Raw genomic sequence first — 22574 nt, forward strand, 5'->3', positions numbered from 1 at the left:
CGGGCAAGCAGATGAGCCCGTTCGACATCAACATGGCAGCCGATGCCGGCTACCAGATGCTGCCCAGCTACAGCGAGGTCACGCTCGACGGCGTGGCCGGCCTCACGCAGGATGCGATCTTCTCGCGTGGCCCCAAGGGCGTGGCGCGGACCGGCATCTTCATCGGGGGGCGCGACGTGCTGCTCGCCGCCGACATGCTCGACAAGGCGCGCCAGGCGATGGTCAAGCCTTTCGTCGTTTCAGTCATGGCCGACCCGAGCGGCAGCTACACCACTGCGGCCGCGATGGTCGCCTGCGTCGAGTCGCAGCTGAAGAAGGTGCACGGCACCGACCTCGCGGGCAAGCGCGTGGTGATCCTCGGCGGCACCGGCACCGTGGGCCGCATCGCCGGCGTGCTGGCGCAGCAGCTCGGCGCCGACGTGCGCCTGTCGAGCCGACAGGGCAGCGAGGCCGCGCAGCATGCGGCGGATGAGACCAATGTGCGCTTCGGCAGCGCCATGAGTGGCGTGTCGGGCAAGGGCGTCGAGGCGATCCGCGCTTCCATTGCCGAGGCCGACGTGGTGCTCGGCACAGCCGCTGCCGGCGTTCAGGTGCTGAGCGAATCCGACCTCACCGTGGCCACCCGGCTGCTCGTGGCTGCCGATGTGAACGCGGTGCCGCCCGAGGGCATCGCCGGCGTCGGCGTGATGGACTGCGGCAAGCTGCTACCGGGTACCCGTGCCGTCGGCATCGGCGCTCTGGCGATCGGTAACGTGAAGTACCAGGTCCAGCACCGCCTGCTGGTGCAGATGCGACAGGCTGCCGACAAGCCGGTCTACCTGAGCTTTCCCGAGGCACTGGCGGTCGCGCGCACGGTGCTCAAAGAAACGCCCTGAGCGGCGGTGACGGGCCAGCAGCCGTGACGACGACGAGCGCGCGGCCGACCCTGGTGGTGGCCGGCCTGAGTGCCCGTTTGATGGCCGAGGCCGCTGCACGCGACGGCTATGGCGTGATTGCGCTCGACGCCTTCGGCGATGCCGACACGCGCCGCGCCGCCCAGCGCTGGCAGCCGATCGGGCGGCCCGGTGCGTTGCGGCTGGATGCCGAACGCCTGCTGCATGCACTGACCGAGACCGCTGCCGATACGCATGTGATCGGCTGGGTGGCGGGCAGCGATCTGGAATGCGAACCCGAGCTGCTGGAGCGCGGCGCGGCCTTGCTGCCGTTGATCGGCACGGCGCCGGACGCGGTGCGCCGGGTTCGCGATCCGGCGGTTTTCTTCGAGGTGCTGGGCGCGCTGGGACTGCCGCACCCCGAGACGCAACTTGCCGCGCCGAACGATCCACGCGGCTGGCTGTGCAAGCACGCGCGCAGCGCCGGCGGCTGGCACATTCGGCCGGCCGACAGCGCGCACGCCATCGAGCCCGAACGCCGGCCGTACTTCCAGCGCGAACAGGCCGGCACGCCGATGTCGGCGCTGATCATCGGCAACGGCCGCGAAGCCCGCTTGATCGGCTGCCACGAGCTCATCGTGCACGCGCTCGGTGCACGGCCTTGCGTGTACCGCGGCGCGATCGGTCCCTTGCTGTTGTCGACCCAGCGGCTTGCCGCGCTCGACGCGATGCTGCAGACACTGACACGCACCTTCTCTTTGCGTGGCCTGGCCAGCCTGGACTTCATCGACGACGGCCGGCAGTTCTGGCTGCTTGAAATCAACCCGCGCCCCTCGGCCAGCATGGGTCTGCACACGGGCGCGCTGATGCGCGGCCATGTCGAGGCGTGTCTTGCCGGGTCTTTGCCTGCGCCGGTATGGGCGCACGAACACGATGATGAGCACGAGCCCGCACTGCGCGGCAGCGAGATCGTGTTCGCGCGCACGGCCCTGCGGCTGAGCGCCGCGCAAGCCGCAGCGCTGGCCGCATGCGCCGATTGCCACGATTTGCCCACCGCCGGCAGTCGCTTTGAAGCCGGCGACCCGGTGTGCAGCGTCAGCGCGTGTGGTGCAAGCGTGGCTGCCGTTCGGGCCGAGCTTGCAGACAAACGCCGACGACTGCGCCACGAATGGGCGGTAGGCAACAATCTTCCAGACAGCACCGATCCTTTTCCTCCCTCTCCCTCTGGGAGAGGGTTGGGGTGAGAGCCAGCCGGAACCTTCGGACAAGAGGTATCGGTTCAAGTGCGAAGGCCGAAGCCCTCACCCTACCTCTCCCAGAGGGAGAGGGAAATACAACCAGCGCATCACGAAAGTCCGCAATGAGTAACCCGAACGCAGCGAACGGCAGCACCTCCCCGTTTGCCAACCACCCCCTCAGCGTCAACGCGAGCGCACAAGCGCTCGTCCAGCGCCTCGTCGATGAGGCGCAGCGCCTGGGCATCACCGTGTCGCGCGACGACAGCGGCGTGAGCCTCATCGATGCCGGCATCGAAGCGCCCGGCAGCATCGAAGCCGGTATCCTGATCGGCGAAATCTGCATGGGCGGCCTCGGCAGCGTGCAGCTCGCGGCACAAGGAGCGTCCGACTCCACCGCCGGCTGGCCGAGCTGGCTGGAAGTCCGCAGCAGCCAGCCGGTGCTCGCCTGCCTGGCCAGCCAGTACGCCGGCTGGAGCCTCGCCGCGAGCAAGGAAGAAGCCGGCGGCAAGAAGTTCTTTTCGCTCGGCTCCGGCCCGGCGCGGGCGCTCGCCGGCAAGGAGGCCTTGTTCGCAGAGCTCGGCTACCGCGACCCGATGCCGGCCGCTGGACGCAGCGGCGTGCTGGTGCTCGAAGTCGATCGCGTGCCGCCGCCGGTGGTGATCGAAAAGGTGCTGCGCGACTGCGGCCTGGCACCCGAGCAGCTGACGCTCATCCTCACGCCGACGAAGAGCCTCGCCGGCACCACGCAAGTGGTAGCGCGCGTGCTGGAGGTGGCGCTGCACAAGGCGCACGAACTGCATTTCGCGCTCGAACACATCGTCGAAGGTGTGGCGAGCGCGCCCTTGCCTGCTCCCGGCGCCGACGCGCTGGACGCCATGGGCCGCACCAACGACGCCATCCTCTACGGCGGCCGCGTGCACCTCACCGTGCGCGGCGGCGACGACGCCGCGCGCCTGCTCGCCAAATCACTGCCTTCGCAGAACTCGCGCGACTACGGCCGCGGGTTCGCCGACATCTTCAAGGCCGCCGAGTTCGACTTCTACAAGATCGACGGCGCGCTGTTCGCGCCGGCCGAGGTGTGGGTATCGAGCTTGGAATCGGGCAAGACCTGGCATGCGGGGCGGTTGAATCTGCAACTGCTGCGCGAGCAGTGGCTGGACGAGGCTTGATATGAAAAGGCCCAGGGACTGCGCACGATCCGGTTGGCAATCTTGCTGATCCTTGCGGCCGTTTGCTGGCAGGGCTACACGAAATATCAGAGTGCTCACGCGCAAGGCGACGTGCAGGCGGGCGAATCGACCGGTGCATCGATCGACGGACCGGAGCCCGTAGCGTCGCCAACTTTCAAATGCGACGGGCGAACCCATTGCTCACAAATGACGTCCTGCGCCGAAGCCACTTTCTCTTGAAGAGCTCCCCTGGCGTGAAGATGGACGGCAACGACAACGGCGTGCCCTGCGAGCAGCAGTGGTGCGACTGACGTTCGGCGCTGGTGACGAGCCTGCGAGTTTCGATGTTCGCTGTTTTTCGGCCGCTTGACCTTTTCTGATCGCTGGTTTCTCATGCGCGTCGCCCTCTTCACCGACGAAACCGGCTGGCACACCCGCCAGTTGCAGCGCGCGCTGCGCTCGCGCGGGGCCGAGGGCCGCTGCATCGACCTGGCCGATTGCCGCATCGACACCACGGCCGCCTGGCACGGCCTGGTGATCCCGGGCTACGGCTCCGGGTTGCCGGACGCCGCACTCGTGCGCGGCATCGCCGGCGGCAGCTTCGAGCAGGTGACCAAGCGCCTGGGCGTGCTGCATGCGCTGCGCGAACTCGGCGTGCCGGTCTACAACGATGCGCGCGCCATCGAGCGCAGCGTCGACAAGTCGATGACCAGCCTGCTGCTGCACGCCGCGGGCGTCGCCACGCCGCCCACCTGGGCGATGGAATCGGCCTCGCAGGCGCAGCGCCTCGTCACGCGCGAAAGCGCGGCCGGCCATGCGCTGGTGTTGAAGCCGCTGTTCGGCTCGCAGGGCAAGGGGCTGCAGCTTGTCGGCCACGTGGGTGGCGTGCATGTGCCGCTGCCCGCGCTCAGCGGTTACGGCGAACTTGCCTACCTGCAGCGCTTCGTGCCGCCGATGCAGGCGCCCGGCTTCGACTGGCGCGTCTTGGTGGTCGGCGGGCAGGCGCTCACCGCCATGCGCCGCGTCAGCGAGCACTGGATCCACAACGTCAAGCAGGGCGCGCGCGTCGAGCCGGCCGTGCTCACTGATGAACTTGCCGATCTGGCACAGCGCGCCGCCGCCGCCCTCGACATGGATTACGCCGGCATCGACATCCTGCCCTCGCCCGACGGCCCGCAGGTGCTCGAAGTCAACGGCGTGGCCGCTTGGCAGGGCCTGCAGCGGGTGACGCGCTTCAACATCGCCGAGGCGCTGGTGGCCGACTGTCTGGGGCGCAAGCTGGCGCAGGCCGGCGCGCGTCGCCAAGCATGAACTGCCGAGCCTCTGCCAAGGTGAGTTCCGCAGCGCGTAGCGCGCAGCTTGCGTCATGAGCACACCGGGCCGACCCGAGGGCTCATGCTCCCGCTTGGCGGGACGGCACGCAGCGCCCAGGGGCGAGGCGGGGCTTTCGAGCCGCATGCGGCGAGCCCGCCGAGCGGCAGCGGCCTGCAAGCCGCTGCGCGCACCGCAGGTGCCCCAATGAACGCCGAGCGCCTGCGCAGAAACTTCCTTCGCGCCTGTGCACTCGACGTGGCGGTGCGCAAGCCCGGCAATGTGAGCGCGGCCTCGCCGGGCCACGGCATGCACGCCGGCCTCTTTCTCGCCAGCGCGCAGGCCGCGCAGGATGGGCTTTTCACCCAAGGCGCAAGCGTCGGCGCGCGCATCGAGGCGGCGGTTGCTGCCACGCTGTCGGTCGCCGGCTGCAACACCAACCTGGGCATCGTGCTGCTGTGCGCTCCGCTCGCCCTTGCGTTCGAGCAGGCCGGCGCCGCGCCCAGCGAGGCGAGCCTGCGAGCCGCCCTGCGCTCGGTGCTCGCCGCACTCGATGTCGAGGACGCCCGCGCCGCCTACCGCGCCATCGGCGCGGCCCGCCCCGGTGGCCTGGGCCGCGCCGAAGCGCAGGACGTTGCGGCCGAGCCCACGGTGAGCCTGCTCGAAGCCATGCGACTGGCCGCCCGGCGCGACCGCATCGCCTGGCAATACGCGAACGACCATGCCGACCTGTTCGACCCCGGCTTGCGCACGCTCGAGAAGCTTCGCCCGGCCAACGGCATGCCGGTCGGCGCCCCTGCGGTCCAGGCGCTGTTCCTTGCGTTCCTCGGCCGCTTTCCCGATGCACACATTGTTCGAAAGTTCGGCCCGGTGCAGGCACAGGCTGTCACGGCCGAGGCCCTGCCCTGGCTGCAACGAGCCGAGCAGGGCGAGTCGCTCGACGCCGATCCGGCGTTCGGCGCGTGGGACGAAACCCTTAAGGCGCGCGGCCTCAACCCCGGGACGAGCGCCGATCTGACAGTGGCGTCACTGTTCCTCGCTGGCACACTCGGCGCCGTTTCGCTGCCTGCTTCTCCTTGATTGCGCTCTTGGCATGGAACGTGTAAGTTCCACCGCTCACTGGCAACGCGACCAGTGTTTTCTTTTCCTGCAGAACTGCATACGGAGACTACGAACATGGCAAAGATCGACCGACTGATGGTGGGCGAATCGCTCGTGGGCGACGGCAACGAAGTTGCCCACATCGACCTCCTGATCGGGCCGCGCGGCAGCGCCGCCGAGTCCGCCTTCGCTAACGCGCTGGTGAACAACAAGGACGGCTTCACCTCCCTGCTCGCCGTGGTGGCGCCCAACCTGCTGACCAAGCCCGCAACCGTGATGTTCAACAAGGTCACGATCAAGGGTGCCAAGCAGGCGGTGCAGATGTTCGGCCCGGCGCAGCGCGGCGTGGCCATGGCCGTTGCCGACAGCGTCGAGGACGGCACCATCCCGGCCGACGAAGCCGACAACCTGTTCATCTGCGTCGGCGTGTTCATCCACTGGATGGCCGAAGACGACAAGAAGATCCAGGACTACAACTATCAGGCCGTCAAGGAGTCGATCCAGCGCGCCGTGGCCGGCTCGCCGACCGCCAAGGAAGTGGTCGCCAAGAAGGGCAGCGCCTCGCACCCGTTCGCGGCCAAGTAAGACCGTTCGGCTTGCGGCGCGCTGCGTCGGAAACCGAAGCGTCGAAGAAAAAGCCGACCGGGCGCCCGGTCGGCTTTTTTTGTGTGTCAAAGGGCCGCGCTATCGGGCAGCGGCACCGCCGGCCGGCTCGATCTCCCGCCAGCGCTCGATCGCCACGCCTACCGACTCCACGTCGTCGAACTTCCTCGGCTTGGCAACCACAACCCGGACCCAGTGTGCGCCGAACTCGCCGATCAGGATGCGGGCCACCTCTTCAGCGAAGGGCTCCAGCAGGCTCAGCCTGTGTTCCCCGAGCAGCCGCTGCAGCCGCTCGCGCACAACGCCGTAGTCGATGGTGTCCCGGATGCTGTCGGTGTCGCAGGCGCGGGTGCGTGGCAATCCGGCGGTCAGGTCGATGCGGATCGTCTGGGGCCGGTGCAGTTCGCTGTCGTGGATGCCGATCACGGTCTGGCCGGTGAAGCCCTCGATGAAGATGAGGTCCAGCGGCAAGGCGTCCGGCGCTCCGGATGCAAGGGAAGCGGGCGCCTGCAGGTGTTGGCGTGGGGCAATCAAGGCGTCTCCTGGCGGGTTCTCATTGTGCGTCCCGGCTGCAAGCGGCGGGCCATACTCAATTTGGAACACTGCGCTACTCTGACCCGGGCTTCCACTGCATTGGTCGGCTTGCTGCGGTGCACCAGAATCGACACAAACCGAATCTCAGGAGAGGACGACATGAACACAGTGTTCCCGGCTCGCCCGATCGGCAGGCGCAATGACGGAGGGCGGCTATGAACATGATCGGCTTGCGCGAGGCGGGCGAGCATGCGCACCGCATCCTGGGCGCGGTGCGCGAAGGCTCGCGCGGCGCCAGCGGCGACGAGGCGATGGCCAGCTCATGGACGCGCTGCCTGAAGCAGCACCGCCTGCACCCCGACCGGCCGCATTGCCCGGCCGTGGTCGCGGCGGCGGAGCTGGCCGAGCGCCAGGCGCGGCTCACCGACGTGATCGACTGCGCACGCTACGAGATGGCCAGCCTGTACCAGCAGCTCGCCGACGCGGAGTCGGCCGTCGTGCTGACCGACACCGACGGCGTGATCCTGCACCTCGTTTCCTCGCCGGCCTTCGCCGAGGCGGTGACGCCGCTGGGCTTTCACGTCGGCGCAATGTGGAGCGAGGCCGAGGCCGGCACCAATGGCATGGGCACCTGCCTGGTCGCCGCAGCGCCGATCGCCGTGCGTCGCGAGGACCATTTCTTCACGCGGCTGACCTCGCTCACCTGCTCGGCCGTGCCGGTGTTCGACCCGCAGGGCTGCATGACCGCCGTGCTCGACGTCACCAGCCGCTCGGGCCTGCAGCAGCAGCACTCGCTGGTGCTTCTGGGCATGACGGCACAGATGATCGAGAACCGCCTGCTCGAGCTGCGCCACCCGCAGGCGCACCTGCTGCACTTCCACAGCCGGCCGGAGTTCGTCTACACCTTGCACGAAGGCAGGCTGGCACTCGACGCCGACGGCGGCATCCTGGCCGGCAACCGCAGCGCCCTCTTCCAGCTCGGCATCGGTTCTGTGGCCGAGCTGCGCGCACGCTGCCTGAGCGATCTGTTCCAGACCCGCCTGGACGAGATCGTGCAGCGCAGCCTGCGCAGCGCCTTCCATCCGGTGGTGAGCTACGGCGCGCAGGGCGCGAGCCGCTTCTTCGTGGTGGCACGCCCTTCGGCCTCGGCGGCGCAGGCCGATGCGCTGCCCGGGCCCTTGAATGCCATACGGCCGCGCACGCCGACTCCTCGCTCCGAGCCGCGCGGGGAAGCGGCCGCATCGGTCCCGGCGGCGGCCGCCGACTTCGGCGATCCGCGGCTGTACAGCGAGCTGGAGCGGGCCCGCCGCGCCATCGCCCGCGACATCCCGGTGCTGTTGCACGGCGAAACCGGCAGCGGCAAGGAAGTGTTCGCCCGCGCGCTGCACGACGCCAGCCCGAAGGCCGGCGGTGCCTTCGTCGCCATCAACTGCGCCAGCCTGCCCGAGAGCCTGATCGAGGCCGAGCTGTTTGGCTACCGTGCCGGCGCTTTCACCGGCGCTCAGCGCAGCGGACGACGCGGCAAGATCCTCGAGGCCGACCGCGGCACGCTGTTTCTCGACGAGATCGGCGACATGCCGCTGCCCTTGCAGGCGCGGTTGCTGCGCGTACTCGACGAGCGCAAGGTCACGCCGCTCGGCGCCGAGGAAACGCTCGACGTGCAGTTCCAGCTGATCAGCGCCAGCCACCACGATCTCGTGCGCGCGGTGGCCGAAGGGCGCTTCCGCGAAGACCTGTATTTCCGCCTGGCAGGCTTCGAGGTGGCGCTCGTGCCGCTGCGCGAACGCAGCGACAAGCGCGCGCTGATCGAGCGGCTGCTGGCGCGCGAGGCGAGCGCAGGCGGTGATATGGGCAACGGTAGCGGCAGCGCACCGCGCCTCAGCGCCGGCGCACAGGCTCTTCTCGAACAGCACCCCTGGCCGGGCAACGTGCGTCAGTTGCGCCATGCGCTGCGCACGGCGCTGGCACTGGCGGATGGCGCGGCAACGATCGGCGTCGAACACCTGCCCTCGCTGAGCGAGACCCCACGTGGTCTCGCCGTGCCGTTGACCGCACCCTCGTCGCCGGCATCCGCGACGGCTTCGCCGACGCCGAGCGCCGACAATGCAAGCCCGGCGCTGCCGCGGCTGGGCCCCCTCCAGGCCAAGGAGCGCGAGGTGCTGCTGCAACTGCTCGAGCAGCACCGCTGGAACGTAAGCAATGTCGCCAAGGCGCTCGATGTCAGCCGCAACACCCTCTACCGCAAGCTCCACAAGCTGCACATCGCCCTGTCCCATCCGGACGCCCCGAACGGTGCCGCAAAAGCGGCCGGCGCCTGAGCGGCGCACCATTGCACGCGGACAGAACAATTGGCAGCGCGAGCGCGCAAGTCTGGCTGTGATTCATTCGACCGCCGATGTGGTCGACCGCGCCTTGGCAGCCGACAGCGACGACGCCGCACGGTGGGCCGCCGAGCTGGGTGACGATCAGGCTCCGGCTGGCGCCGAGCCTCCACGCTCGCGCTTCGCCTGGTGCGTGACCGGCTCCGGCCACTACCTCGAGGAATCGCTTGCGCTGGCTGCACGGCTGCCGCGGGTCGACCTGTTTCTCTCGGCCGCCGCCGACGAAGTGCTGCCTTTCTACGGCATCAAGGTCGAAGCGCTGCGCGAGCGATTTCGCGTGTTCCTCGACAAGAGCGCGAGTGCTGTGCCGGTCGGTCGCTTGTATGCCGAGGCGTATCACACCGTCGTCATCGCGCCGGCCACGAGCAACACGGTCGCCAAGTGCGCGCTCGGTCTGTCGGACACGCTGCCCACCAACATGTTCGCGCAGGCTGGCAAGCTCGGTGTGCCGGGCCTCGTGTTCGCCTGCGACACCGAGCCGGTGGTCGTGACCAAGGCGCCGCACACGCACGACACCGACTGGCTCACTTTGCGGCCGCGCGCCATCGAGCTGGAGAACGTGGCGCGCCTGCGTGCCATCGACTTCTGCGAAGTGCTGACCACGCCCGACGAACTCGAAGCCGCGCTCGACGCGCGCCTGAAGACGCTGAAGCTCGCATGGAACACATCGTCTTCCTGACTGGCCGGCTGGCGCAGCCGTCGCTGGAGCGTGTGCTGGCGTCGATCGAGCCACCGGCCTTCAGCTACGAGGTGCGCGAGATCGGCCTGCAGGTCGCCGGGCTGATGACGACCGACATGGTCAGGCGCCGAGTGGCAGCACCCCTGGAGAGCGCGCCCGAAGGCATTCATCACGCCGCCGTGCAAGGCGGCTCGCCGCTGCGCGCCGACCGCCTGCTGCTGCCCGGGCGCTGCCGCGGCGACGTCGATGCGCTGAGCACGCATTACGGCATCGTCGTGCAGCGCGGGCCCGAGGAGCTCAAGGACTTGCCGCAGTTCTTCAACCGCGAAGCGCGCGCCATCGACCTGAACGAATACGAGGTGGCGATCTTCGCGGAGATCGTCGATGCACCGCGCCTAACGGTCGAGCAGATCGTCGCGCGCGCCAGGGAGCTGGCGCGCGACGGCGCCGACGTGATCGACCTCGGCTGCCTGCCCGCCACACCGTTCGAGCACCTGGAAGACAGCGTGCGCGCGCTCAAAGGCGAAGGCCTGTCGGTGAGCGTTGACTCGATGCTCACCGACGAGTTGCTGCGCGGCGGCCGCGCCGGCGCCGACTACCTTCTTAGTCTCAAGCTGGAGACGCTGTGGGTGGCCGACGAGTGCGCGGCCACGCCCGTGCTGATCGCCAGCGACCAGAGCGACATGGCTTCGCTGTTCGAAGCCATCGAGCAGATGCAGCGGCGCGGCAAGCCCTTCCTCGCCGACCCGATCCTCGATCCGATTCCCTTCGGCTTCACGAATTCGCTCGTGCGCTATCACGCCCTGCGCCAACGCTTCCCTGAAGCACCGATCATGATGGGCATCGGTAACGTCACGGAGCTGACCGAGGCCGACACGAGCGGCATCAACGCAGTGCTGTTCGGCGTTTGTGCCGAGCTCCAGGTAGCGGCCGTGCTGACCACGCAGGTGAGCAAGCACGCGCGGCGCGCCGTGAAGGAGGCCGACCTGGCGCGCCGCATCATGCACGCGGCGGCGCGTCACAACACGCTCCCCAAGGGCTTGAGCGGCGGTCTGATGACGACGCACGACAAGCAGCCTTTTCCCGACACGCCGGAAGAAATCGCGGCCACCGCCGCGCTGGTGCGCGACCCCAACTTCCGCGTGCAGATTTCGCCTGAAGGGTTGCACGTGTACAACCGCGATGGCATGCGGCTCGCACAGGATGCCTTCGCGCTGTGGCCCCAGCTCGGGCTCGAGAACGACGCGGCGCATGCGTTCTACATGGGTGTGGAGTTGGCGCAGGCGGAGATCGCCTTCAAGCTGGGCAAGCGCTACGTGCAGGACCAGCCGCTCGATTGGGGCGTGGCGGCGGAGCGGTCGCGCGAAAGCAAGGATGAATGGTGTGCGCCGGGGACGACGCTGGCCGGCACGAGAAAACCCTCACCCCAGCCCTCTCCCACTTCCGTGGGAGAGGGAGCAACGCCAGCTTCGGCTGCAGAGGGAGCAACGCCAGCTTCGGCTGCAGAGGGAACATCTCCAGCACTTGCCGTAAAGAGACCAACGCCGGCTTCCACTGCACCGCAAGCAAAGTCAGCCCCTGCCGCGAAGAACGTTACGTCCGCCCCGATGGACGACGGCCTTACTCCCTCGCCCCGCGTGCGGGGAGAGGGCCGGGGTGAGGGGCGCTGACCCGAGAACCACACGAACCCATGAACGACCAGATCTTCGAAACGGTGGTCACCACCGTCGCCCCCGACGGCACACCGCATGTGGCGCCGATGGGCGTGCGTTACCGCGGCGAGCACGTCATCCTCATGCCGTTTCGCCCCTCGACCACGTTCGACAACATCTCCGCCACGGGCCACGCGGTGCTCAACCTGTTGACCGACACGCGCGTGTTCGCCGCTTGCGTGGCGGCGCGCTGGCTGGGTCGGCGCGAGTGGCCGATGGTGGCGGCCGAGCGCATCAGCGGCGTGCGGCTGGCCGCAGCGCTCGGCCACGTGGAGCTGAAGCTGCACGCCCAGAGCGACGACGCGCAGCGCCCGGTGTTGACCATGGCGCGAGTGCATGAAGCGCAGCACGCGCCCTACATCGGCTTCAACCGCGCGCAGGCCGCGGTGATCGAAGGCGCAGTGCTGGTAAGTCGCCTGCACATGCTGAGCGCCGAGAAGATCGACGCCGAGCTGGCCTACCTGCGAATCGCCATCGACAAGACTGCCGGGCCCGAGGAACGCGAAGCCTGGGGCTGGCTGCTCCAAGCCATCGAACGGCACCGCAAGGGCGCAGCGCCGGCCCCTGAAGGCAGCGAAGCCAGCGCGGACGACACGGGCGACGCAGGCAGCACAGGCGGCACAGGAAGTGCAGACAGCGCAGGCAGCATGGGCGGCGCAGGCGGCGCAGGCGGCGCAGGCGGCGCAGGCGGCGCAGGCGGCGGAGCATGAAGCTGCTCGTGAGCGTGCGCAGCGTGGACGAGGCGCTGCTGGCGGCGGAAGCCGGCGCGGACTTCATCGACTGCAAGGAACCGCACGCCGGCGCGCTGGGCGCCCTGCCGCTAAAAACGTTGAGCGCGGTCGTGGCGGCGCTGCGCGCGCGGTATCCGGGTCGGCCGATCAGCGCGACGGTCGGCGATTTCGCGGCCGATGCGCGGGGTCCCGTGCTCGAGCGCGTGGCCGCCACGGCCGCGTGTGGCGTGGATTACGTGAAGGTCGGCGTGCTGCCCGGCGCACGGCTTTTGCTCGATGCACTGGCGCAATGCGACGCGGCGGTGGTGCCCGTGTTCATCGCCGACGCAGGCCTGGACGAAGCCCTGCTCGCGCGCGCCTGCGAGCACGACTTCCCGGCGCTGATGCTCGACACCGCAGACAAGGCGCGCGGCAGCCTGTTCGACGTGCTGGACGATGCGGCCCTCCAGCGCTTCGTACTGCGCGTGCGCGCGGCCGGCAAGCTGAGCGGCCTGGCCGGCGCGCTGCGCCGTCAACACCTGCCGCACCTGGCCGCGCTGGCGCCCGATTTCGCCGGCTTTCGCAGCGCGGTTTGCGATGGTGCGCGCACCGAAGCGCTCAGCGTGCCGCGCCTGCGCGAACTGCGTGCGGCCCTGCATCGGCCAACGCCCGCCTCGAGCCCGACCTGGCCTACGTTGACGCCGGCTTGATCAGCCGGGACAGCAGGCCCTGCCTGGGCGGCGGCCCGGCGCTACCGCCGCAGCCGGAAGTGAATCAAACCGACGTGCCGCTGGACCAGACGCGCAGCATCTCGTTGTAGACGCAGGCGCCCATGATGGTCAGGCGAACTTGCTCGCCCGCCCCTTGCAGCCAGCCCAGGGCAATGTAGTCGGCCAGTTCCCCGGCATCGAGCTGGGCCGAGCGGCCGGTTTCGATGCGATCGACCGCCTCGCGGAAGTGCACGTTGAGCCGCTCACCCCGGCTGAGCGGCAAGCCACGATCAAGCTTCGCAACGGGATTGGGCATGGTGTCCTCCTGTTGAGCAATATAGCGAACCGGATGTGACCGCTCGACCCTTTTCAACCTTTGGAAACTACGTGAAAACCATGTGCTGCACCGCGCAAATGACAGCTTGCTGCAAAGAAACTCAGCCGTTGTGGCTTCGTAGCCAGCTCAGCGGCCGAGTTGCTTCAGGCGCGCGGGCTCCACGATCTCGATCCAGTAACCATCCGGGTCCTTGATGAAGGCCACGTCCTTCATCTTTCCCTGCTCCGGGCGCTTCACGTAGGGCACGGCGTTCTCGTCGAACCAGCGCACGGCGGCGTCGAGGTCGGGCACCGAGAAGCAGATGTGGCCGAAACCCTGCGGCTGCGCATTGCCGTCGTGGTAGCGGAAGTCGGCTTGATCCTCCGTGCCCCAGTTGTGGGTGAGTTCCAGCACGCCGCGTTGTGCGAAGGTCCAGGCGGTGCGTTCGCCGGCATCGTCCGGCGGCGGGGCTTCTCCACCGGCCAACCGGGCCAGGAAGTACAGGGTGAACTTCATCTCGGGGAAGTCGAGCTTGCGCAGCACGCGCATGCCGAACACGCGCGTGTAGAAGTCGAGCGCGACCTTCGGGTCCTTCACGCGCAGCATCGTGTGGTTGAGCGTGAAGCCGGCGGACGCAGCGGGCGGCTGCTCGCAGACGCCGGGGTGGGATTCGGTGGTGAAGCTCATGGCGTGACTCCAGAAAGAAGGGAGGGATGCTCGGCCGACTCTACGGGTTTGCCGTGGATTCGCTGAGCGCGCGCACGCAAATGGGCGCGAACTGTGCCGCCGGCTCGGGCGGCGGCAGGGTGCACCGCCGCTGCATGAGATCGTTGCGCGCAAAGAGCTCGGCCACCCAGTCCACGAACACGCGCAGCTTGGTGCTCAGGTGCCGGTTGGGCGGGTACACCACGTGCAGCGGCAGCGGGTCCACGCACCAGTCGGCCAGCACGGGTTCGAGTTCGCCCCGGTCGATGCAGACCTCCAGCATGAACGACGGTGCCTGCAGCACGCCCAGACCGGCGATCGCGGCCGCCACGTAGGCATTGGAGTCGTTGACCGAGACGATGTGGCGCCCCCGGATCTCGATGCGCTCGCCGTTCTTCGTGAAGTCGAAGGGGAAGATGCGGCCGGTGTGGGATGAGAAATAGTTCACCACCGTGTGCCCGGTCTCCAGATCGCGTGGATGGCGCGGCACGCCATGGCGCTTCAGGTAGCCGGGCGAGGCGGCAGCGATGAAATGCAGCTCCGCGATGCGCCGCGCCACCAGCGACTGGTCGGTGAGCACGCCGCCGCGCAGCACGCAATCGACGTTCTCGCCGATCAGATCGACCGGCCGGTCGGTAACGCCGAGGTCGATCTGGATGTCCGGGTACAGGGCGTGAAACTCGGGCAGCGCCGGGACGAGCACCAGGCGCCCGAGTGAGGCGCTGATATCGATGCGCAGCCGGCCGCGCGGGTTGGCCTTGGCCTGCGACATGCCCGCTTCGAGCTCGTCCACCTCGCCCAGCAGGCGCAGCGCGCGCTCGTAGTAGGCGGCGCCGTCGGGCGTGACCGTCACGCGCCGAGTCGTCCGGTTGAGCAGCTTGGTGTGCAGGTGGCCTTCGAGCGACTGGATCAGCCGAGTGACCGTGGGCTTGGGCAGCGCCATCGAATCGGCGGCCTTGGTGAAGTTGCCGGCCTCGACGACCCGCACGAAGGCCTGCATTGCAGCGAACTTGTCCATCGGTCCTCCTCCTCTTGGGGCGCTCTGGCGTCGTGATTTTGTAGGGGTTGGAAACCGCCTGAGAGGCGCCGATTGTTGCGTTGGCGAAATAAAGCATGAGCGACATGGCTATTTATTAACGGGGGGTCACGATCTATCTTCTGCTGCATCGCAACAAGATCTACCGCCCTCAGGCGAAATGCAGATGTCCACCGTCCCGTTCAATCGATTCGCCGCGCCGACCAACGAGCAAATACCGCTCGACGCAGCCCGCTCGCTGCCGGCCCGCATCTACGGACAACGGAGCCGCACGGCCGCGCCTTCGAATTCGGCATCCGGGCGGCCGCTGGTGCTGCATTTCCACGCCGGCGCCTTCGTCAGCGGCGGATTGGACAGTGGCGAGCTCGTCGCCGGCCTGCTCGCCGAGGCCGGCGCGGTGGTCATCTCGATCGACTACCCGCTCGCGCCGAAGCAGCCGTTTCCCGCAGCCGTCGAAGCCGGCCATGCCGCGCTCGAATGGGCGCATCGCCAGCGCGGCCGGCTGGCCGGCCCGGCCGCGAATCTCTGGGTGGCAGGTGAAGAAGCGGGCGGCAACCTTGCAGCCGCCGTCGCGGCAATGGCACGCGACCAGCAACAGCCGCAACTCGCCGGTCAGATCCTGCTGTCGCCCATGCTCGACACCTGCGTGGCGACCGCTTCGCTGCGCAAGGCGCAAGCCGGCCCGGTCGGTTGCCGCTGGGCCGACGGCTGGCATGACTATCTGGCCGGCCCCGACGACGCGATTCACCCTTACGCGGCGCCCGGCCGCGCACTGCGTCTGGCCGGCCTGCCGCCGACCTTGCTCATCACTGCCGAGGACGACCCGATGCGCGACGAGACGCACGCATACGCCGAGCGCCTGCGCGAGGCGGGCGTCATCGTCGAACAAGCGCTCCTGCCTGCGCCGACCGGCTGGCCCTGTGCCTTCATGCAAACGCCGCAAGCCGAGCCCGTCTGGGCTGCTGCGCTGCGCGACAGGCTGCGCCGCTTTCTTTCGGCGGATCAGGCAAGAAGCGGCGGCGATCCGCCTACCGCTGCATAAGCCGTCGTTTCTAGACGGCCTCGCGTGCCGTTCCGCCGCTCACGCGTCGCTTTTCGATCCCCCATTCAACAACTCGAAATCAGGAAACCGCCATGACACGTTCCCTCCTCGAAGGCACCCGTTCGCGGCTCGCCGCCGCCGGCATTGTCTTGACGACGCTGACCGCGATCGCCGCCGTCGGCGCCGCCTTCTTCGGCATGCAGACCAGCAGCGCCGAAGCGCCGACCGAAGCACCGGTCGCCACGCCGGTCTCGGTGGCCACGGTCGTGCGCAGCGAGGTCTCCGCCTGGGACGAGTTCTCGGGCCGGCTCGAAGCGGTGGAACGCGTGGACGTCAGATCGCGTGTCGCCGGAGCGGTGCGCTCGGTGCACTTCCGCGAAGGCGCCCTCGTGAAGCGGGGCGAGCTGCTCATCACCATCGACCCGGCGCCTTATGCGGCCGAGGTGGAACAGGCCGAAGCGCAGGTCGCCGCCGCGCAGGCCCGCGTGACCCACACGCACAGCGAGCTCGATCGCGCCCGGCGCCTCCTGCAGGAAAGCGCCATCGCGCAGCGCGAGTACGACGAGCGCGTCAGCGCGCAACTCCAGGCCGATGCGAGCCTGCGCGCCACGCAGGCCGCGCTGCAGTCGGCACGCCTCTCGCTCGGCTACACGCAGGTCCGCGCGCCGGTGGCCGGCCGCGTGGGCCGGCTCGAGGTGACCGTCGGCAACCTGGTGGCGGCCGGGCCCGGCGCGCCCGTGCTGACCACGCTCGTTTCGGTGAGCCCGATCTACGCCAGCTTCGAGGCCGACGAACAGGTCGTCGCCCGTGCGCTGAATGAACTGCAAGGCCTCGGCAAGGCAGGCGCGAGCGCACGCAGCCTGCTCGAACAGATTCCCGTGCAGATGGGCACAGCGGCCAGCAGCGGCACGCCCTTGGTCGGCCGGCTGCAACTGGTCGACAACCAGGTCGATGCGGCGAGCGGCACTGTGCGCGTGCGCGCCGTGTTCGACAACGCCGACGGCAGCCTGATGCCCGGCCAATTCGCCCGGCTGCGCATGGGCCACGCCCGCAACGGCAGCGCACTGCTGGTCAACGAGCGCGCGGTGGGCACTGACCAGGACAAGAAGTTCGTGATGGTGGTCGGCGCAGACAACCGGGCCGCGTACCGCGAGGTGACGCTCGGCGCGCACGTCGAGGGCCTGCGCGTCGTGACGGACGGTCTGAAGGCCGACGAGCGCATCGTCGTCAACGGACTGCAGCGCATTCGTCCGGGCGCGTTGGTCGAGCCCAAGCCGGTTGCGATGGACATCAAACCCGAAGTGCAGGCCCGCGCCAAGGCAGCCCCGCAATCCTGATCGGGCCGACGAGCCCGAAGCCCCGCAAACAAGAGGTAGGAAACCATGAACCTGTCCAAGTTCTTCATCGACCGGCCCATCTTCGCCGGCGTGCTCTCGCTGCTGATGCTGATCGCGGGCCTGATCGCGCTGCGCGGCCTGCCGATCTCCGAGTACCCGGAGGTCGTGCCGCCCTCGGTGGTGGTGCGCGCGCAGTACCCGGGCGCCAACCCCAAGGTAATCGCGGAGACCGTCGCCACGCCGCTGGAAGAAGCGATCAACGGCGTGGAAGACATGCTCTACATGGGCAGCCAGGCCACCACCGACGGGCTCATGACGCTCACCGTCACCTTCAAGCTCGGCACCGACCCCGACCTTGCGCAGCAGCTCGTGCAGAACCGCGTGTCGCAGGCCGAGCCGCGCCTGCCGGAAGAGGTGCGCCGCCTGGGCATCACCACGGTCAAGAGCTCGCCCGACCTGACGATGGTCGTGCACCTGCTCTCGCCGAACGACCGCTACGACATGACCTACCTGCGCAACTACGCGGTGCTCAATGTCAAGGACCGGCTGGCCCGCATCGAGGGAGTGGGCCAGGTGCAGTTGTTCGGCTCGGGCGACTACTCCATGCGCATCTGGCTCGATCCGCAGAAGGTGGCGGAGCGGGGCCTGTCGGCGAGCGACGTAGTGCAGGCGATCCGCGGGCAGAACGTGCAGGCGGCGGCCGGCGTGGTGGGCGCGTCGCCGGGGCTGCCCGGGGTCGATCTGCAGCTCTCGATCAACGCGCAGGGCCGGCTGCAAAGCGAGGAGGAGTTCGGCGACATCATCGTCAAGACCGGCGGCGACGGGGCGGTCGTGCGGCTGCGCGACCTGGGCCGCATCGAGCTCGGCGCGGCCGAGTACGCGCTGCGCTCGCTGCTCGACAACAAGTCGGCCGTGGCCGTGCCGATCTTCCAGGCGCCCGGCTCCAACGCCATCGAAATCTCGAACCAAGTGCGCGAGACGATGGCCGAGCTCAAGCAGTACATGCCCGAAGGCGTCGATTACGAGATCGTCTATGACCCGACGCAGTTCGTGCGCGCGTCGATCGAATCGGTGATCCACACGCTGCTCGAAGCGGTGGCGCTGGTGGTGCTGGTGGTGATCCTGTTCCTGCAGACCTGGCGCGCGTCGATCATTCCCCTGCTGGCGGTGCCGGTGTCGGTGATCGGCACCTTCGCGGTCATGCACCTGTTCGGCTTCTCGATCAATGCGTTGAGCCTCTTCGGCCTGGTGCTGGCGATCGGCATCGTCGTCGATGACGCGATCGTGGTGGTCGAGAACGTGGAGCGCAACATCGAAGCGGGCCTGAGCCCGCGCGAGGCGACCTACCGCGCCATGCGCGAGGTGTCAGGCCCGATCATCGCGATCGCGCTGGTGCTCGTGGCCGTGTTCGTGCCGCTGGCCTTCATCAGCGGTCTCACGGGGCAGTTCTACCGGCAGTTCGCGCTCACGATCGCCATCTCCACGGTGATCTCGGCAATCAACTCGCTGACCCTTTCGCCTGCTCTTGCCGCTCTGCTGCTCAAGAGCCATGACGCGCCGAAGGACCGGCTGACGCGCGTGATGGACAAGCTCTTCGGCCGCTTCTTCGGCGCCTTCAACCGCGTCTTCAAGCGCGGCTCATCGGCCTACAGCGGCGGCGTCACGCGCGCCATCTCGCGCAAGGCCGTGATGATGGGCGTGTACCTCGCGCTGCTCGCGGTGACCTTCGGCCTCTTCAAGGCGGTGCCCAGCGGTTTCGTGCCGGCGCAGGACAAGCAGTACCTCATCGGCTTCGCGCAGCTGCCCGACGGCGCCACGCTCGACCGCACGGAAGACGTGATCCGGCGCATGGGCGACATCGCACTGAAGACCCCCGGTGTCGAGCACGCGGTCGCCTTCCCGGGGCTGTCGATCAACGGCTTCACCAACAGCTCCAACTCGGGCATCGTCTTCACGCCGCTCGAGTCCTTCGACAAGCGCAAGGATCCGAGCCTCAGTGCAAGCGCGATCGCCGCCAGCCTGAACCAGCAGTTCAGCCAGATCGAGGAAGCCTTCGTCGTCATGTTCCCGCCGCCGCCCGTGCAGGGCCTGGGCACCACGGGCGGCTTCAAGCTGCAGCTCGAGGACCGCGGCTCGCTCGGCTACGAAGGCCTGGACGCAGCGGTGAAGGCCTTCATGGCCAAGGCCCAGCAGGCGCCGGAGCTCGCGGGGCTGTTCTCGAGCTACCAGGTCAACGTGCCGCAGCTCTACGCCGACATCGACCGCACCAAGGCACGCCAGCTCGGCGTGGCGGTGACCGACGTGTTCGACACGATGCAGATCTACCTCGGCTCGCTGTACGTGAACGACTTCAACAAGTTCGGCCGCACCTACACCGTGCGCGTGCAGGCCGACGCCGCCCACCGCGCGCGTGCCGAAGACGTGGGCCTGCTCAAGGTGCGTTCATCGACCGGCGAGATGGTGCCGCTGTCGGCCCTGATGAACGTGCGCAGCAGCTTCGGGCCGGAGCGCGCGATGCGCTACAACGGCTATCTCTCTGCCGACATCAACGGCGGTGCCGCGCCGGGCTATTCGTCGGGGCAGGCGCAGGACGCCGTGGAGCGCATCGCCGCCGAGACGCTGCCGCCCGGCATCGGCTTCGAGTGGACGGAGCTCACCTACCAGGAGATCCTGGCCGGCAACTCGGCGATGTGGGTCTTCCCGCTCGCCATCCTGCTCGTGTTCCTGGTGCTCGCCGCGCAGTACGAGAGCCTGACGCTTCCGCTCTCGATCATCCTGATCGTGCCGATGGCCCTGCTCGCGGCGATGACGGGCGTGTGGCTGGACGGAGGGGACAACAACGTGTTCACGCAGATCGGGTTGATCGTGCTAGTGGGCTTGAGTGCGAAGAACGCGATCCTGATCGTGGAGTTCGCGCGCGAGCTGGAGTTCGCGGGCCGCAGCCCGGTACAGGCCGCCATCGAGGCGAGCCGTCTGCGCCTGCGCCCGATCCTGATGACCTCGCTGGCTTTCGTGATGGGCGTGCTGCCGCTGGTGCTGTCCACCGGCGCCGGCGCCGAGATGCGCCAGGCCATGGGCGTGGCCGTGTTCGCCGGAATGATCGGCGTGACCGCCTTCGGCCTGTTCCTCACGCCGGTGTTCTACGTGTTGCTGCGCCGGATGACCGGCAATCGGCCGCTCAAGTTGCATGGTGAGGTGCCGCATGTCGAAGGCTTTGCTGGCTCGCAGGGTGCCAGCGGTGCCAGCGGTGCCAGCGGTGCAGGTGGTGCAGGTGGTGCAGGTGGTGCAAACCTTAAGCCGGTGCCAGCCGCGCCGGTGTCGCATCACGAGTGATGCCTTCTCCGCCCCCTCTCCCGCACGCGGGAGAGGGTTGGGGTGAGGGTCTCCGAAGACGGGATGCGTTATCAGCAAAGCACAGCGCACTGCATCGGCCGATCCCCTCACCCCAGCCCTCTCCCACGAGTACGCAGGAGAGGGAGCAAAGCAGGACGCTCACGCTCGCCGAGCCCACGAACAAACGACAACTCTCCAAAGGCAACCCACATGAAACCAACACTTGCCGCAGCCGAATTCCAACGGCCTCCAAGCGCTCGCCTGAATTCACTCCTCGCCCCCCTCTTCGCCGCCCTCCTCCTCGCCGGCTGCGTCACCGCGCCCGCCATCGATCCCGCCTCCCTGCCGGTCGCCCCCGCCAGCTTCAGGGAACACGACGACCGCTGGACACTCGCCGCCCCCGCCGAGCCGCAGGCCCGCGGCGAGTGGTGGCAAGCCTTCGCCGACCTGACCCTCACCGATCTGGTCGAGCGCGCCGGCCGCGCCAACAACGCCATCCAGGTCGCGACGGCGCGGCTCGCCCAGGCCCGCGCCATCCTGCGCGCCACCGATGCCAACCGCGCGCCGCAGGTCGGCGTCGGCGCCAGTGCCTCGCGCGGCACCCAGGCCGACACCGGCAGCACCGCAACGACCTTCCTCGGCGCCGGCGCCGACCTCAGCTACGAGCTCGACCTGTTCGGCCGGCTCGCCACCGCCAGCCGGGCGGCCGCGCTCGATGCGCATGCGCGCGAAGCCTTGCTGCAGAGCACGCGCCTGCTCGTGCAGGCCGACGTGGCCCGAACCTACCTGGCCCTGCGCGCAGTCGATGAAGAGCGCGCACTGGTGCGCGAGACGGTCACCGCTTACCGCGACACACTGAGCCTCACCGAACGCCGCTACCAAGCCGGCGACATCGCCGAGCTGGACGTTGCACGCATCCGCACGGAAGTCGCCGCCACGGAATCCGAAGCGCTGGCCCTCGACCGCCAGCGCGCCGAGCTCGAACACGCGCTCGCGGTTCTGGTCGGCGAGGCCGCCTCCGGCTTCGAAATCGACGCAAGCGACTGGGCGACCGCCTTGCCGGTGATTCCGGCCGGCATACCCAGCACCGTGCTCGCGCGCCGGCCCGACGTGTCGGCCGCGCAGAGCGCCATGCTTGCCGCGCAGGCGCGCGTGGGCGTGGCGCAGGCCGCGTGGTTCCCGAACTTCTCGCTCACCGCTTCGGGCGGTTATGCCTCGCCGGAACTCGGCGACCTGTTCCAGTGGTCGGCACGCGCCTGGGGCATCGGCGCGCTGCTCTCGCTGCCGCTGTTCGACGGCGGCCGGCGCGAGGCCGGCGTGCAGAGCGCGAGCGCGGAGCTCGACGCCGCGCTGGCCGGCTACCGCGAGCAGGTGCTCGTTGCGTTCCGCGATGTCGAAGACCAGCTTTCCGCGCTGCGCCTTCTCTCGGAGCAGGCACAAGCGCAGTCCCGCGCAGTCGCTGCCGCCACCCGCGCCACGCTGCTGTCGAACTCGCGCTGGCGCAACGGCTACGTGAGCCAGCTCGAACTGCTCGACGCGCAGCGCAGCGAGCTCTTCAACCGCCGGCAGGCGCTGCAGGTGCGCTCGGCGCGGTATCAGGCCACGGTGGGGCTGGTGCGGGCGCTGGGTGGGGGATGGGAAGGGGCGAATGCGCAGGTTGCTCCCGCCGCGGTGACGGGTTCGCTTGCGGCGCGGGGCGGTCAAGGCGGCTGAGAACAGGCGGCTGCAAGACCAAACAGCGGGACACGTCGCAAGCCGCGCGGCATTCAGGCCTGCTTTCACTCA

At 68.8% G+C, this 22574-nt stretch carries 17 protein-coding genes and 2 pseudogenes; 15 read left to right on the forward strand and 4 right to left on the reverse strand.

The window, feature by feature from the left end; all coding sequences use genetic code 11:
* Positions 1-11 precede the first annotated feature (11 nt).
* The 6 genes from H0W40_RS07000 to fae all read left to right on the forward strand — a co-directional run bounded on the left by H0W40_RS07000 (position 12) and on the right by fae (position 6276).
* A complete protein-coding gene (locus H0W40_RS07000; RefSeq protein WP_292444753.1) occupies positions 12-875 on the forward strand; it encodes an NAD(P)-dependent methylenetetrahydromethanopterin dehydrogenase in 864 nt (287 codons plus the stop codon).
* Positions 876-898: 23 nt separating this feature from the next.
* Entirely contained in the window at positions 899-2116 is a 1218-nt protein-coding gene (locus H0W40_RS07005) for an ATP-grasp domain-containing protein (RefSeq protein ID WP_292444688.1), read from the forward strand.
* A 116-nt stretch (positions 2117-2232) separates the two neighbouring features.
* Positions 2233-3279: a methenyltetrahydromethanopterin cyclohydrolase gene (gene mch, locus H0W40_RS07010; protein ID WP_292444689.1), complete on the forward strand. Its 1047-nt coding sequence runs from the start codon at positions 2233-2235 to the stop codon at positions 3277-3279.
* Positions 3280-3672: 393 nt separating this feature from the next.
* Positions 3673-4590, forward strand: coding sequence for a RimK family alpha-L-glutamate ligase (locus H0W40_RS07015; RefSeq protein ID WP_292444692.1), 918 nt, complete (start codon positions 3673-3675; stop codon positions 4588-4590).
* A 207-nt stretch (positions 4591-4797) separates the two neighbouring features.
* Entirely contained in the window at positions 4798-5670 is an 873-nt protein-coding gene (locus tag H0W40_RS07020) for a triphosphoribosyl-dephospho-CoA synthase (RefSeq protein ID WP_292444693.1), read from the forward strand.
* 96 nt (positions 5671-5766) lie between these two features.
* Positions 5767-6276, forward strand: coding sequence for a formaldehyde-activating enzyme (fae, locus tag H0W40_RS07025; protein WP_292444694.1), 510 nt, complete (start codon positions 5767-5769; stop codon positions 6274-6276).
* Between the two features lie 99 nt (positions 6277-6375).
* Here the strand turns inward: fae and H0W40_RS07030 are convergent, their stop codons facing one another.
* Entirely contained in the window at positions 6376-6759 is a 384-nt protein-coding gene (locus tag H0W40_RS07030; RefSeq protein WP_292444756.1) for a dihydroneopterin aldolase, read from the reverse strand.
* Between the two features lie 284 nt (positions 6760-7043).
* Here H0W40_RS07030 and H0W40_RS07035 point away from each other — a divergent pair, with 284 nt between their 5' ends.
* The 5 genes and pseudogenes from H0W40_RS07035 to H0W40_RS07055 all read left to right on the forward strand — a co-directional run bounded on the left by H0W40_RS07035 (position 7044) and on the right by H0W40_RS07055 (position 13020).
* On the forward strand, positions 7044-9146 hold the full coding sequence (locus tag H0W40_RS07035) for a sigma-54-dependent Fis family transcriptional regulator (protein ID WP_292444695.1): 2103 nt from the start codon (positions 7044-7046) through the stop codon (positions 9144-9146).
* 136 nt (positions 9147-9282) lie between these two features.
* Complete coding sequence (locus H0W40_RS07040) at positions 9283-9888, forward strand: flavoprotein (RefSeq protein ID WP_292444759.1); 606 nt, start codon at positions 9283-9285, stop codon at positions 9886-9888.
* Positions 9867-11288, forward strand: a pseudogene (locus tag H0W40_RS07045) (DUF6513 domain-containing protein); the annotation flags it as partial. The gene H0W40_RS07040 and the pseudogene H0W40_RS07045, both read left to right, overlap by 22 nt.
* Before the next feature lie 290 nt (positions 11289-11578).
* Positions 11579-12145, forward strand: a pseudogene (locus H0W40_RS07050) (DUF447 domain-containing protein); the annotation flags it as partial.
* Between the two features lie 161 nt (positions 12146-12306).
* Complete coding sequence (locus H0W40_RS07055; protein ID WP_292444696.1) at positions 12307-13020, forward strand: (5-formylfuran-3-yl)methyl phosphate synthase; 714 nt, start codon at positions 12307-12309, stop codon at positions 13018-13020.
* 64 nt (positions 13021-13084) lie between these two features.
* Here the strand turns inward: H0W40_RS07055 and H0W40_RS07060 are convergent, their stop codons facing one another.
* The 3 genes from H0W40_RS07060 to H0W40_RS07070 form a co-directional block, all read right to left on the reverse strand.
* On the reverse strand, positions 13085-13336 hold the full coding sequence (locus tag H0W40_RS07060; protein WP_292444698.1) for a hypothetical protein: 252 nt from the start codon (positions 13334-13336) through the stop codon (positions 13085-13087).
* A gap of 147 nt (positions 13337-13483) precedes the next feature.
* Positions 13484-14023: a lactoylglutathione lyase gene (gloA, locus tag H0W40_RS07065; RefSeq protein ID WP_292444699.1), complete on the reverse strand. Its 540-nt coding sequence runs from the start codon at positions 14021-14023 to the stop codon at positions 13484-13486.
* Between the two features lie 40 nt (positions 14024-14063).
* The gene (locus H0W40_RS07070) at positions 14064-15059 is read right to left on the reverse strand and encodes a LysR family transcriptional regulator (protein ID WP_292444702.1); all 996 of its coding nucleotides are present in this window, start codon (positions 15057-15059) and stop codon (positions 14064-14066) included.
* A 184-nt stretch (positions 15060-15243) separates the two neighbouring features.
* Here H0W40_RS07070 and H0W40_RS07075 point away from each other — a divergent pair, with 184 nt between their 5' ends.
* The 4 genes from H0W40_RS07075 (at position 15244) to H0W40_RS07090 (ending at position 22502) form a co-directional block, all read left to right on the forward strand.
* Positions 15244-16119 carry an alpha/beta hydrolase gene (locus tag H0W40_RS07075; RefSeq protein WP_292444705.1) on the forward strand — a complete coding sequence of 292 codons (876 nt, stop codon included), beginning with the start codon at positions 15244-15246 and terminating at the stop codon, positions 16117-16119.
* A 92-nt stretch (positions 16120-16211) separates the two neighbouring features.
* Complete coding sequence (locus H0W40_RS07080) at positions 16212-17456, forward strand: efflux RND transporter periplasmic adaptor subunit (RefSeq protein WP_292444707.1); 1245 nt, start codon at positions 16212-16214, stop codon at positions 17454-17456.
* A 45-nt stretch (positions 17457-17501) separates the two neighbouring features.
* On the forward strand, positions 17502-20789 hold the full coding sequence (locus tag H0W40_RS07085) for an efflux RND transporter permease subunit (protein ID WP_292444710.1): 3288 nt from the start codon (positions 17502-17504) through the stop codon (positions 20787-20789).
* 210 nt (positions 20790-20999) lie between these two features.
* Positions 21000-22502 carry an efflux transporter outer membrane subunit gene (locus H0W40_RS07090; protein WP_292444713.1) on the forward strand — a complete coding sequence of 501 codons (1503 nt, stop codon included), beginning with the start codon at positions 21000-21002 and terminating at the stop codon, positions 22500-22502.
* Positions 22503-22574: the final 72 nt, after the last annotated feature.

Source organism: Methylibium sp., from assembly GCF_013817345.1.
Classification (GTDB): Bacteria; Pseudomonadota; Gammaproteobacteria; order Burkholderiales; family Burkholderiaceae_C; genus Methylibium.